The sequence below is a fragment of the Telluria sp. LT2P34 genome, from assembly GCF_059685915.1.
In genome coordinates this window covers 605,516-617,794 of the sequence record NZ_JCASIN010000002.1, presented here as the reverse complement: position 1 = coordinate 617,794, position 12,279 = coordinate 605,516, and the positions used below count along the sequence as shown (strand labels likewise).

Here is a 12,279-nt window from a genome sequence, read left to right as displayed (position 1 = left end):
GCGGCCGCCATGAGTCCCCGAGGCAATCGTGCTGCGGTCCGGGGAGCGCTTCTGTCATGATGGAGCATGGCCACGATTTCCCTTCCATTGTTCCCATTGAGCACGGTGCTGTTCCCGGACGGAGTGCTGCCGCTGCAGGTGTTCGAAGCGCGTTACCTCGACATGGTCAGCCGCTGCCTGACCGACGATACGCCCTTCGGGGTCGTGCTGCTGACCCAGGGCCGGGAAGTGCGCACGCGCTCGCTCGATGCCGAGCGCTTTGCCGAGGGCGGCACCCTGGCTACCGTCTGCGACACCGCCGCCACCACGCCGGGCCTGCTGCAGGTCGTCTGCCGCGGCGGCGCCCGCTTCGAAGTGAAATCGGCGCAGCAGCGCCTGAACGGCTTGTGGATGGCCGAGGTCGAGCTCACCGAAGACGACCATTCGGTGCGCATCCCGTCCGAACTGCAAGGCGCCGCCGATGCGCTCGACCGCGTGCTGGCCTCGCTGCACGACGTGCCGCAGGAGCGCTGGCCGGTGCAGCCGCCGTTCCGGCTGGAGGACTGCGGCTGGGTATCGAATCGCTGGTGTGAACTGCTGCCGCTGCCGAACAGTCAAAAGTACAACATGCTTATGCTCGACAATCCCGTCATCCGGCTCGAGTTATTGCACGACGTGCTTGATGAACATGGCTTGATCACCTCCTAGCGGCCTGCCATGAAATTTTCTGACGAACTCTTGATTGCATTCGTCAACGGCGAACTGGCCGAACCAGCCCGTGCGGCCGTCGAGCGCGCAGTGCGCGCCGACCCGGCCATTGCCGCGCGTGTCGCCGGCCACCGCGCCCGCCGCAGCCGCGTCTACGGCGTGGTCGCGGGCGGACGCGACAGCAGCGTCCATGCGCCTGCGCCGGAAGTCGCCGGCGGCGCCAAGATCGTCCAGCTCGATAGCGTGCGCGCAGCCCGCAACGCGCCCCTGCCGCCACATGCGCCCGGCGTCTCGCATGCGCATGCGCAGCCGCCGCCCTGGACCCGGCGCCACGCGCTCGCCATCGCCGCCGCGCTTGCCGGCGGGGTGCTGCTCGGGGGCTTCGCCTGGCGTGCATGGCAGGGCGAAGCGGAACTGGCCTCGCTGAGCGGCGCCGACGGCGCCCTCGCGGCCCGCGGCCACCTGGCCAGCGCGCTCTCCGCGCAGCTCGCCAGTCCGGGTCCCTCCGGCCGGGTGCGCATCGGTATCAGTTTCCTGGCCAGGGACGGCAAATATTGCCGCAGCTTCGTAATGGACACGACTGCCGGACTCGCCTGCCGGGACGGCGCCCAGTGGAAGATTCCGGTGCTGGTCCAGGGCGCCGCCGGCACCGCCTGGCTCGACGGCAGCGTGCTGCCGCCGGCAGTCCTCGACGCCGTCGACGCCCGCATCGCGGGTACGCCCCTGAACAATGCCGCCGAGCGCGCCGCGCAGGCACGTGGCTGGAGGCGGGGAGGCTAGGGCGGGCCGGGCGACGATCCGACGATTTCATGTACACCAGGTGCGATTTCAGGTAACCTTGCGCGAGATATCTTGTATCTCTACGTTTGCGCCCGCCGACTGGTGCAGCGTGCCCATCGTGCCGGCCCCGAACTGGCCTCAGTTATGCCTCGGTTATGCCCCAGTCGTGCCCCAGTCGGCGGCCAGCCCGCCCCTCCAGGAGTTGTCAATATCGGCCGCGCCTGCTGGATCAGGCCCGTCGAGGCGACGCTGCCGCGTAGAGCAAATGATTTAATGCCCGGAAAGAATAATGTCTGAAACACCGATGAACAACGACGCTGCGGCAATGCCGGACGTCGCGATGCCGATTGTAGTGGCGGCCGACGCCGTCGAACCCACCGTCTGCTTCGCCGATTTCGGCCTGGCGCCGGAAATCCTGCGCGCCCTCACCGACCAGGGTTATGTCCATCCGACCCCGATCCAGGCGCAAGCGATTCCCATCGTGCTGCAGGGCCGCGACGTCATGGGCGCCGCCCAGACCGGTACCGGCAAGACCGCCGGCTTCTCGCTGCCTATCATCCAGCTGCTGCTGGCCCATGCCAGCAGCAGCATGTCGCCGGCGCGCCATCCGGTGCGCGCCCTGATCCTGACGCCGACCCGCGAACTGGCGGTGCAGGTGGCCGAGAACGTCAAGGCCTATTCGCGCCACACGCCCTTGCGTTCGACCGTCGTTTTCGGCGGCATGGACATGAAGGGCCAGACCGTCATCCTGAAGGGCGGCGTCGAGATCGTGATCGCGACCCCGGGCCGCCTGCTCGACCATATCGAGCAGAAGAACGTCAGCCTGGGCCAGGTGCAGATGCTGGTGATGGACGAAGCGGATCGCATGCTCGACATGGGCTTCCTGCCGGACCTGCAGCGCATCATCAATCTGCTGCCGAAAAAGCGCCAGAACCTGATGTTCTCGGCCACCTTCTCGCCGGAGATCAAGAAGCTGGCCAACAGCTTCCTGCAGCAGCCGGTGCTGATCGAAGTGGCGCGCAGCAATGCCACCGCCGACAAGGTCACGCAGATCGTCTACAAGGTCGACGAAGAGCAAAAGCGCGACGTCGTCGAATTCCTGATCCGCCAGCGCGAGCTCAAGCAGGTGATCATCTTCTCGAACACCAAGATCGGCGCCTCGCGCCTGTCGCGCCACCTCGAGCAGACCGGCATCAAGGCTTCCGCCATCCACGGCGACAAGACCCAGCAGGAACGCATGGCCGCACTCGAGGCCTTCAAGCAGGGCGAGATCGAAGTGCTGGTGGCGACCGACGTCGCCGCCCGCGGCCTCGACATTTCCGACCTGCCCTGCGTGATCAACTACGACTTGCCGTACAACGCCGAGGATTACGTGCACCGCATCGGCCGTACCGGCCGCGCCGGCGCCTCCGGCGATGCCTTGTCCGTGTATTCGGACAAGGACGAGCGCCTGCTGCTCGACATCGAAAAGCTGATCAAGCAGGACATCACCCGCGGCGAACTGACCGGCTTTGCGCCGCGTGCGCGCTCGCGCGATGCTGAACGTGGCGAACGTCCGCAACGCGGCGAGCGGCCCGAGCGTGGCGGCGAGCGCAGCGAGCGTCCGCCGCGCCGTACCGAGGCCGAGGCCCGTCCGGAACGCGGCGAGCGTCCAGCGCGCAGCTATGGCGCCGGCCCGGTGCCGCGCCGCGAGAAGGTCGATCCGTGGTTCCTCAAGCCCTACGAGCCGGCCAATGCGCCGCGCCGCGACACGCTCACCGACAGCGCGAACGGTCCGGCCAAGCCCAAGCAGAAAATCGCCGCCTTGCTGGGCGGGCTGCCTAAGCCGCAGCAATAAGCGTCGTCAGCACCGGCGCCGGGACGACTCAGCGCGATCCCGCGCGCCGCGCCTGCGGCCCCGGCAGGATCGCGCGTACCCGCGACAACAGCTCTTCCTGGCGGTAGGGCTTGCCCAGGATGTCGAGCCGCTGCGCCTGCGCGACTGCCGGCAGCTCGTCCATATAACCGGTGGTGATCAGGATCGGCGTGTCCGGGCGCCGCTCGCGCAGCTGGTCGGCAAGTTGCAGTCCATTCATTCCGCCTGGCATCATTACATCGGTGAACACCAGGTCGATCCCCTTGCCGTCCTCGAACAAGCGCAGGGCTTGTTCGCCGCTGGGCGCCGAAACGACGGCGTAGCCAGCCTCGCCCAGGGTCACTTCCGCCAGTTCGCGCACGTCCTCGTTGTCTTCGACCACGAGAATGCGCGGCTTGCCGCCGTCGTCCTCCAGCCTGCCCGGCGCGTCCGGGTAGCTGTGGCCGGTACCGAAACCGTCGCGGTCGCCACCACGGACATCGCTACGCACGCTGTCGGCCGGGAAAATCATCCGCACCGTCGTGCCGCGCCCCGGCCTGCTGTCGAGTTCGAGGCGGCCGTGCGACTGCTGCACGAAGCCGTGCACCATGGCCAGCCCGAGGCCGGTTCCGGGCCCCTTCGTGGTAAAGAAGGGCTCGGTGGCGCGCCGCATCACTTCCGGCGTCATGCCTTCGCCTTCGTCGGCGATGCAGACGGCAACGCAAGCGCCGCCCGAGGCCTTGTCCTGGTCCAGCACCCGGGTGCTGACCCGCACCAGGCCGCCCTGCGGCATGGCGTCGCGCGCGTTGATCAGGACGTTGAGCACGGCCATCTCGAGGTGGGTCGGGTCGAGCGTGCACCAGGGCAGCCCGGGCTTCAGGTCGAGCTGCAGTTCGACCCGGTCGCCGAGGGTGCGCACCAGCATTTCCGAGAATTCGACCAGCAGCGCATTCAGGTTGACCCGGCGCGGCTCGAGGCGCTGCTTGCGCGCGAAGGTCAGCAGCTGCTGGGTCAGTTTGCCTGCCTTCATCGCCGCGCGCTGGGCGCGCCGGATCGGCTCGGCCGCGCGGTGCGACGGGTCGAGCGTCAGCATCGACAGTTCGAGGTTGCCGTTGATGACTTGCAGCAGGTTGTTGAAGTCATGCGCCATGCCGGCGGTCAGCTGGCCGATCGCTTCCATCTTCTGCGCCTGCAGCGAGGATTGTTCGATCGAGCGGCGCTGGGTGATGTCGATCTGCGAAGCGAAAAAGTACAGCAGCTCGCCGTCGTGGTCGAAGATCGGGCCGATGTAGAGGCCATTCCAGAAGGGCGTGCCGTCGGCCTTGTAATTCAGGATGTCGAGGGCGCAAGCACGCCGTTCGGACAGCGCCGTGCGGATTTCGCGCACCGTGTCGGCGCTGGTGTCCGGACCCTGCAGGAAGCGGCAATTGCGTCCGATGACCTGCTCTTCCGGGTACAGCGTCAGGTCGAGGAAGGCGCGGTTGGCGAACACGACCGGGTTGTCGACCTGGCGCGGGTCGGTCACGACCATCGGCATGCGGGTCATTTCGACGGCGGCAAAGAAGATATTGCCGCGGTCCTCGAGCCCGGCATGGTCGATATAGCCGGCCTGCCAGTGCTTCATCCCGGGGTTGCCGAGCGGATTGAAAGCGCTACCCTCGAGCTCGCCCCCAGCGGGCACGCCGACGCTTTCGCCGTCGCCTTGCACGTCGAGGGGTTTGCCTGCGTTTTGTTCGGGGGTGGAGCCGGTTGCCATAAGTTTCTTTCTCGATTCTGGGGTGCGCTGGCTGTTTCCAGGCGACCGTCATGGTCATGCTAAGACCAGGGACGCTGCGTGACTGTGCGTCGCTTCACGCAAGCGCATGGTGGCCTGCGGGATACGGGGCTTCGTAGCGGGAACTGGGCCATATGTTATAAAGACATCCGACGTGCGCACGCTCCAGGCCGGTCGCCGGGCCACGCTGCGCACGCTAATTTGCAATATTCTGTAAGGGGTATGACGTTTCTGCCGCCCCACGGTAAAATGTTGAGTTGTCATTATTGCAGTGAACACCGACGCGACAGGCCATGGCCGGGCGTTGGCGCACGCCCATTTGCAGCGAGCCAGCGCCGCCATTTGAACCAGACGATCGAATATGAAAGCATTACTCCGCAAGACCGCAAGAACCATGGCCGGCTGGCCTGTCATTGGCCGCCTGGTCAAGATAGCCGTGGCGGTCATCCGCCTCCCCGAATTCCGCCATTCCCTCGAGGCGTCGTTGCAGGAGCGTGGTGGCGCCGGCCTTCCCGCTGACGACACCCGCCGCCTGTTCGAAACCGAACAGCTTCCCTCGCTGCTGCAGGCGGTAGCCGACGTGAATCATCGCCAGTTGATCGAGGCCAACGGCCACGCCAACCTGGTGCGATCGGCGCCGGTCGCCCTGCGCAAGATGACGCGCGAAATCGTCCAGCTGCGCGAGCAGAATGGGCGCCTGCAAGGCGAGCTCGACGCCGGGAAGGCCGCCGCCGCCCTGCAGGCCGAAGGAGCGGCGGCGCAATTGAAGGAGTTGACGGAGTTGATCGAGCGCGTACGCAGCGATGCGGCGGCCCGGATCGACGCAGGACAGGCGGCCCAGGAGGCGGCGGCCCAGCATGCCGGCGCAGCCAGCGCCCATGCCGCCGGACTGTCCGAGTCGGTCCAGTACTTGCTCAAGCGCGTCGAATTCGTGCGCCGCGAGTTGATGTTCGAAATGCGCTACGGCGCGACCGATCCGGCAAAGGAAGGCGAGCAGCTGGCCGCAAAGGGCGAGATCCTCGAGCCGGCCAAGGTGGAGCAGGCGCGCCAAGGCAGCGGCATCCGCCTCAATCTCGGTTGCGGCCACGTACCGCTGGCGGGCTACCTGAATGTCGACCGGCGCGCGCTGCCGGGCGTCGACATCGTTGCCGAAGTCGATGCCCTGCCGTTCGCCAAGGGCGAAGTCGCCGAGATCTGCTCGGCCCATCTGCTCGAGCATTTCCCGCTCGAACAACTGCGCCGGGAACTGTTGCCCTATTGGGTGTCACTGCTGGGCAAGGACGGCGTATTCCGCGCAATCGTACCGGACGGCGCCAACATGGCGCGCGCCTTTGTGGCGCAGGAGTATCCGTTCGAAAACCTGCGCCAGGTGACCTTTGGCGGCCAGGACTACGACGGTGACTTCCACTACAACATGTTTTCCGCGGAGTCCCTGAGCGAGCTGCTGCGCGACGCCGGCTTCACCCGGATCGAAGTCGTCGCCGAAAACCGCGAAAACGGCGGATGCAAAGAATTCGAGATCGTCGCCGCGCGCTAAGAAGAAAAGGCCAGTTTCATGAACGAACAGGAGTACTACCCGTCGGTTTCGATCATCATCAATACCGACGGCCGCGCCAAAAGCCTGGCGACCTGCCTGGAAAGCCTGCGCTACCTGCGCTATCCGAATTTCGAAGTGGTCGTGGTGGCCGGGCCGACGCGCGACGGCACGCACGAGTTGTGCGAATCGTACGGCGACACGATCAAGTACGCAGTCTGCCCCGAACGAAACCTGTCGATGTCGCGCAATATCTCGATCGCGATTTCGGCCGGCGAATTCGTCGGCTTCCTCGACGACGATTCGGTGCCTGAACCGGAGTGGCTCGACGACGTCATGCCCGCGTTTCGCGATCCGGAAGTGGCCGTCGCCGGGGGCTTCCTGCACGACCATACCGGCAAGACCTACCAATGGACCTTCGGCACGGTCGACCGTTTCGGCGGCGCGGACACCAACTGGCGCACGGCCGCGCCGCACCTGAATTTCCCCGGCAGTTTCCAGTACCCGCACGTGATGGCGAACAGCGTCTTCCGCCGCTCGGCGGTGGTGGAAGTTGGCGGCTTCGACGAGGAATACGAGTACTTCCTCGACGAAAGCGACATCATCCTGCGCTTCGTCGACGTGGGCCTGAAGGTCGCCCAGCTCGACCGCGGATTCGTGCATCACAAGTACATGCCGAGCCACATCCGCAACGAGTCGAAAGTGCTGACCAGCTGGCACTCGGTCATCAAGAACAAGACGTATTTTTCGCTGCGCCACGCGCGCGAGCACGTCAGCATCGAACGTATCACTGAGGTCATCCGCGACACGATCGAGGAATTCCGTGGATCGGTGCGCTGGGCAGTGGGCGAGAACAAGCTGAGCCCGGACTACATCGGGCGCTTCGAGGAAGAAGTCGACCGCGCCTTCCAGGAAGGCCTGCAGCGCGGCCTCTCGCCAACGCGCCGCATTCCCGGCCCGGACGCCATGAAGGGCGTGCAGGAGGTCACCCGTTTCGCTCCCTGGCTGGAAGCGGGCCGCCAGCGCTGCTATGTACTGCTGAGCCAAACCTACCCGCCGGGCAATCTCGGCGGCATCGGCCGCTATATCCACCAGTTGGCCGTCGAGATCGCATGCCTCGGGCATCAGGTGCACGTGCTGACCATGGGCAGCGAACATGACCGGGTCGACTTCGAAGAAGGCGTCTGGGTGCACCGCATTTCACCCCGCGAATTCGCGGTGCCAAGCGAGATGCGAATCCCGGCCCACCTGTGGAATTACTCACGCACGATGTTTGCCGAAGCCGAGGAAATCGCGTCGCGCCGGACCATCGACGCAGTGTACGCGCCGGTGTGGGACCTGGAAGGCATCGCCTTCCTGCACAGCGGGGCTTTCCCGCTCGTGACCAGCCTGCAGACGACGATGGCGTCCTACCTCGACGCCAACCCGGGCAGGCGCGAGGATACGCAGTTCATGGAGAGCTTCGCGCAGCCGGTGCTGGCGCTGGAAACACGGCTGATGCGGGAAAGCGGCCGGATCCACGCGATCAGCGCCGCGATCGTCGACGAAATCGAGCGCCAGTACCAATTCCGCTTCGACCGCGAACGGCTCGACCTGGTCCCGCTCGGCCTGGAAGACTGGTTGGGCAAGGAGACCGGCGCGCCCGCAGCGCTGGCCGAAGGCGCCGTCCGCCTGTGCTTCGTGGCGCGCATTGAAATGCGCAAGGGGGCCGACGTCTTCCTGGACGTCGCCGGGGGCTTGCTGGCACGCTATCCGCAACTGCACATCGACATGGTCGGTAACGACAGCATTGTGCAGGCCGACGGCAAGACCATGCGCGCGCAATTCGAGGCGCGCCATGGCGAGCTGGCCAGCGCCGGCCGCATCGTCTTCCACGGCAGCGTGCCGGACGCCGTGCTGCGCGGCTTCTATGCGCACGCCGACCTGATCGTCGCGCCGTCGCGCTTCGAATCGTTCGGTCTGGTCCACCTGGAAGCCATGATGTATGGCAAACCAATCGTGGGCTGCAAAGTCGGCGGCATGCCCGAAGTGGTGGCCGACGGCGAAACCGGCCTGCTGGCCGCGCCGGGCGACGCCGAGTCGCTGTATGCCGCGGTCGCACGCCTGCTCGACGACCCGGCCCTGCGCGCCCGGCTGGGGCAGGCCGGGCGGCAGCGCTACCTGGCGCATTTCCAGCCACGCGCCATGGCCGAAGGCGTCGTCGCAGCGCTGGAGCGGTTGCCCCGGATCGCATGAAGATTGCGTACCTGAACAGCATCTGCCAGAAGTACGATGCGATCTCGAATGCCATCCGCGAAGAAATCGGCTGGCTGCGGGCTGCGGGCCATGAGGTCCGCTTGTTCGCCTACGCCTGCGAGTTTGACGAGGTGCCGTGCACGATCGTCGACAACGAAGCGCAGGTCGTGTTCGACCCGTTCTTCCAGACCTGCGACATGGCCGTGTTCCATTTCGGCGTGTTCTACCCGCTGTTCAACGTGCTGCCCGCGGTGCCACGCCGTGCCCGGCGGCTCGTGGTCTTCCACAACATCACGCCGAAACATGTCTTGCCGGCCGCCTCGCATGCGCTGATCGACAGGTCGTTCATGCAAATGGCGAATATCGTTTTCGCCGACCATGTCATCTGCGTCAGCCATACCAACGAGGCAGTGCTGCGCGCGGCCGGTATCGAAGTCGATTCCACCGTGCTGCCGCTTGCGGTGCACACCCGGCTGCATGCTCCGCAATCCAAGCCCAGCTTCGAGGACGGCGTGGTGCGCATCGCCTTCGTCGGCCGCCTTGTGCAGTCGAAAGCCCCGCTCGATCTGCTGTCCGCGGTCGAGCGCCTCCTGGACGCCGACCGCCAGTTGCGCTTGCGGCTGGAACTGGTGGCGAACCTCGGCTTTTCGGACCAGGACGTGGCCGCGGCAGTGCGCGGCGGGATCGAGCGACTCGAACGCCGCTTCGGCGGGCGCCTCGAGGCCAGCCTGCACGGCAACGCCCCCGAGAAGGTCAAGCTGCGGGTGCTGACCGAAGCCGACCTGTTTGTCCTGCCGACCCACCACGAAGGCTTTTGCGTGCCGATCCTCGAAGCGCTGGCCAGCGGCTGCCGCGTGCTCACCTATGACAACAGCAACACCCCGGCGGTCGCCGGCGGCCTGGGGACCCTGGTGCCGACCGGCGACGTGCGCGCGCTGACCGCGGCAGTGGGCGCCGATATCGCGCTCGTGCAGGGCGAAGCATGGCGCGAAGCGGCTTATCTCGACTTCGTATTCGCGGCGCAGGCCCACCTGCGCAATTTCGCAGCCGATACCGTGCGCGCCCGCTTCCTGGCGGTGATCCGCCGGCAGGGCGCGCACCGCTACTAAACGAAAGACATCATGCATCAATCCGGACTTCGAAACAGCCTGGGCCTGGCCTGGATGCTGGCCAGGCGCGACCTGAAGAATCGCTACGCCACCAATTACGCGGGCATCGCCTGGAACATCCTGGTGCCGCTGCTGTACGCCATGATCAACGTCATCGTGTTCTCGATCCTGATGAAGGGACGCATGGGCGAGCGCTACGGCGACATCCCGTTCGCGTTGTTCTACTTCGTGCCCTTCGCACTGTGGGCCTTTTTCGCCGAAATGACCGGCCGCAGCACTTCGATCCTGCGCGAATACGGCTTCCTGATCAACAAGATCGCATTCCCTTACTGGGTGCTGCCCTTGGTGCCGCTTGGCTCGGCGTTGCTGAACCAGTTCATCCTGTTCTGCATCGTCGGCGTGCTGCTGGTGGGGCAGGGCATGGCGCTGGCGTCCAGCGCCCCGCTGTTCCTGCTGGTCTGGCTGGTGTCGATTGTGCTGACCGTGGGCCTGTCCTACGGCCTGTCTGCGCTGGCGGTGTACGTGCCCGACCTGTCGCAGATTGTCCCGGTATGCATCAACATCCTGTTCTGGCTGACCCCGATCCTGTATCCGGCGACGCTGGTCGAAAAAGACGGCCCGCTGTGGGTGCGCACGCTGATCATGGACTACAACCCGTTCTCCTACATCGTCGAAATGGCGCGCCATTCGATGTTCGGCACCGCCGAGGTGTCGATGGCCGCGCTGGGCGGCCTGGCGCTGCTGGCCTTTGTCGTGCTGGGCCTCGGCTTGCTGGTGTTCCGCAAGCTGAAATCCGGGTTTGCCGATGTTCTGTAAGGAAGGGCGGGAGTCATGAGCACCAATCACAATCGAGTCGTCGAGCTGACCAATGTCTCGAAGATCTACCACACCTATGCGACGCCGCAGCACCGCCTGCTCGAACTGCTCTCCGGCGGGCGCAAGCAGTACGCCCGCGAAACGCGTGCGCTCGACGACATCTCGTTTTCGCTGGAGCGGGGCGGGAGGCTCGGCATCGTCGGCGAGAACGGCAGCGGCAAGAGCACGCTGCTGAAGGTATTGGCCGGCGTGCTCAGTCCCTCCCAGGGCACGGCCCAGGTGCGCGGGCGCGTGTCGGCCCTGCTCGAACTGGGCGCCGGCTTCAATCCGGACTTGCCGGGCACGGAAAATATCCGCCAGTTCGGCATGCTGCACGGAATGAACCGCGACGAGATCGAGCGCGCGGTGCCGGAAGTGATCAAGTTCAGCGAATTGCGCGACGCCATCGGCCACCCGGTGAAGACCTATAGCAGCGGCATGGCCGTGCGCCTCGGTTTTGCCTGCGCCGTCTACGTGCAGCCCGACATCCTGATCGTCGACGAGGCGCTCAGCGTGGGCGATGCCTACTTCCAGAACAAGTGCCTGCACAAGATCAAGTCCCTGCTCGACAACGGCACGACCTTCATCTACGTGACCCACGCCGCCGATTCGATCCGGGCGCTGTGCAACGAGGGCCTGTGGCTCGAACGCGGCAAGGTGCGCAAGACCGGCCCCTCGGCCGACGTCGGCGCGGCCTACCAGAGCGATGTCTTCAAGCGCATCGTGCGCGCCGGCCTGCCCGAGCCCGACGCGCCCGGGCAAGCTGGTGGCGTCGCGACGATCGACGGCAGCAAGCTGCTCGGTAGCGGCACGTCGGTGCAGGACGGCCCGCTGGCCGGCACCCCGGCGGCCGGCAACCCCGCGGCAGGGACCCCGGCCACCGAAACCCCGAAGCACGGCAGCGCCGCCGTCCAGGTGCATGCAGAGCGCCCGGCGGCCACCGACAGCGCGCGCCACCAGGCCTTCGAGGAGCGGGTCTCCGACCTGCGCACCGGCAGCGGCGAAGCGCGCATTGTCGACATCGCGCTGATCGGCGCCGACGGCAGGGAGACCGACAGCCTGCCGCTCGACGCCGCCTGCACCGTGCGCGTGTTCTATCGCTGCAACGCGCCGCTGCCGGAAACGTGCGCGCTGACGCTGGGCGTGACCGACAATGTCGGGCGCCAGCTGCTGCACTTCAATTCGACGCCGTCGCGGGTATTCCTCCCGAGCGACGGGGCGCGCATGCTGCGGGTGGTCGAATTCAAGTTCAATAATCCGCTGTCGCCCGGCGAATACGGCTTCATCGCGGGCATCGGCACTTTTGTGGCGAATCCGCGCAACCATGGTCAGTACCTGACCGACCGCATCGTCGATTATGTCGCCGGCGGCGCCCGCTTCTCGGTGCGTTTCCCGGACGCGCCTTCACAGTGGGACCTGTGGGGCGTCGTGCATACGCCGTTCCAGGTCGCCGAGTATTCGCTGGACTGAG

General features: G+C 66.1%; 9 protein-coding genes. 8 read left to right on the top strand and 1 reads right to left on the bottom strand.

The genetic code is table 11. The annotated features are described in order from the left end of the window. Window positions 1-66: 66 nt before the first annotated feature. From AC56KZ_RS08585 to AC56KZ_RS08575, 3 genes are all read left to right on the top strand, one after another. Window positions 67-687, top strand: coding sequence for an LON peptidase substrate-binding domain-containing protein (locus AC56KZ_RS08585; protein WP_497161732.1), 621 nt, complete (start codon window positions 67-69; stop codon window positions 685-687). Window positions 688-696: 9 nt separating this feature from the next. Then, window positions 697-1,467, top strand: a complete 771-nt coding sequence (locus AC56KZ_RS08580) for a hypothetical protein (protein WP_497161731.1) — start codon at window positions 697-699, stop codon at window positions 1,465-1,467. Window positions 1,468-1,807: 340 nt separating this feature from the next. Next, the gene (locus tag AC56KZ_RS08575; protein WP_497162126.1) at window positions 1,808-3,304 is read left to right on the top strand and encodes a DEAD/DEAH box helicase; all 1,497 of its coding nucleotides are present in this window, start codon (window positions 1,808-1,810) and stop codon (window positions 3,302-3,304) included. Window positions 3,305-3,332: 28 nt separating this feature from the next. On the opposite strand, the gene AC56KZ_RS08570 is transcribed toward AC56KZ_RS08575, so the two are convergent. Continuing rightward, window positions 3,333-5,057 (bottom strand): response regulator, encoded by a 1,725-nt coding sequence (locus tag AC56KZ_RS08570; RefSeq protein ID WP_497161730.1) that lies wholly within the window; start codon window positions 5,055-5,057, stop codon window positions 3,333-3,335. 379 nt (window positions 5,058-5,436) lie between these two features. Between AC56KZ_RS08570 and AC56KZ_RS08565 the strand changes: the two genes are divergently transcribed. The 5 genes from AC56KZ_RS08565 to AC56KZ_RS08545 are packed head-to-tail and all read left to right on the top strand — an operon-like array spanning window position 5,437 to window position 12,278. Then, window positions 5,437-6,612 carry a class I SAM-dependent methyltransferase gene (locus AC56KZ_RS08565; protein WP_497161729.1) on the top strand — a complete coding sequence of 392 codons (1,176 nt, stop codon included), beginning with the start codon at window positions 5,437-5,439 and terminating at the stop codon, window positions 6,610-6,612. 18 nt (window positions 6,613-6,630) lie between these two features. Then, entirely contained in the window at window positions 6,631-8,844 is a 2,214-nt protein-coding gene (locus AC56KZ_RS08560) for a glycosyltransferase (protein ID WP_497161728.1), read from the top strand. Further along, a complete protein-coding gene (locus tag AC56KZ_RS08555) occupies window positions 8,841-9,953 on the top strand; it encodes a glycosyltransferase family 4 protein (RefSeq protein WP_497161727.1) in 1,113 nt (370 codons plus the stop codon). The genes AC56KZ_RS08560 and AC56KZ_RS08555 overlap by 4 nt, the downstream gene beginning before the upstream one ends. A gap of 12 nt (window positions 9,954-9,965) precedes the next feature. Beyond that, on the top strand, window positions 9,966-10,769 hold the full coding sequence (locus AC56KZ_RS08550) for an ABC transporter permease (RefSeq protein WP_497161726.1): 804 nt from the start codon (window positions 9,966-9,968) through the stop codon (window positions 10,767-10,769). 15 nt (window positions 10,770-10,784) lie between these two features. Continuing rightward, a complete protein-coding gene (locus AC56KZ_RS08545; protein ID WP_497161725.1) occupies window positions 10,785-12,278 on the top strand; it encodes an ABC transporter ATP-binding protein in 1,494 nt (497 codons plus the stop codon). Window position 12,279: the final 1 nt, after the last annotated feature.

Coding starts and splice junctions, on each gene's coding strand:
- AC56KZ_RS08580 (WP_497161731.1), top strand. CDS start 697: ATGAAATTTTCTGACGAACTCTTGATTGCATTCGTCAACGGCGAACTG.
- AC56KZ_RS08550 (WP_497161726.1), top strand. CDS start 9,966: ATGCATCAATCCGGACTTCGAAACAGCCTGGGCCTGGCCTGGATGCTG.
- AC56KZ_RS08570 (WP_497161730.1), bottom strand. CDS start 5,057: ATGGCAACCGGCTCCACCCCCGAACAAAACGCAGGCAAACCCCTCGAC.
- AC56KZ_RS08560 (WP_497161728.1), top strand. CDS start 6,631: ATGAACGAACAGGAGTACTACCCGTCGGTTTCGATCATCATCAATACC.
- AC56KZ_RS08585 (WP_497161732.1), top strand. CDS start 67: ATGGCCACGATTTCCCTTCCATTGTTCCCATTGAGCACGGTGCTGTTC.
- AC56KZ_RS08575 (WP_497162126.1), top strand. CDS start 1,808: ATGCCGATTGTAGTGGCGGCCGACGCCGTCGAACCCACCGTCTGCTTC.
- AC56KZ_RS08555 (WP_497161727.1), top strand. CDS start 8,841: ATGAAGATTGCGTACCTGAACAGCATCTGCCAGAAGTACGATGCGATC.
- AC56KZ_RS08545 (WP_497161725.1), top strand. CDS start 10,785: ATGAGCACCAATCACAATCGAGTCGTCGAGCTGACCAATGTCTCGAAG.
- AC56KZ_RS08565 (WP_497161729.1), top strand. CDS start 5,437: ATGAAAGCATTACTCCGCAAGACCGCAAGAACCATGGCCGGCTGGCCT.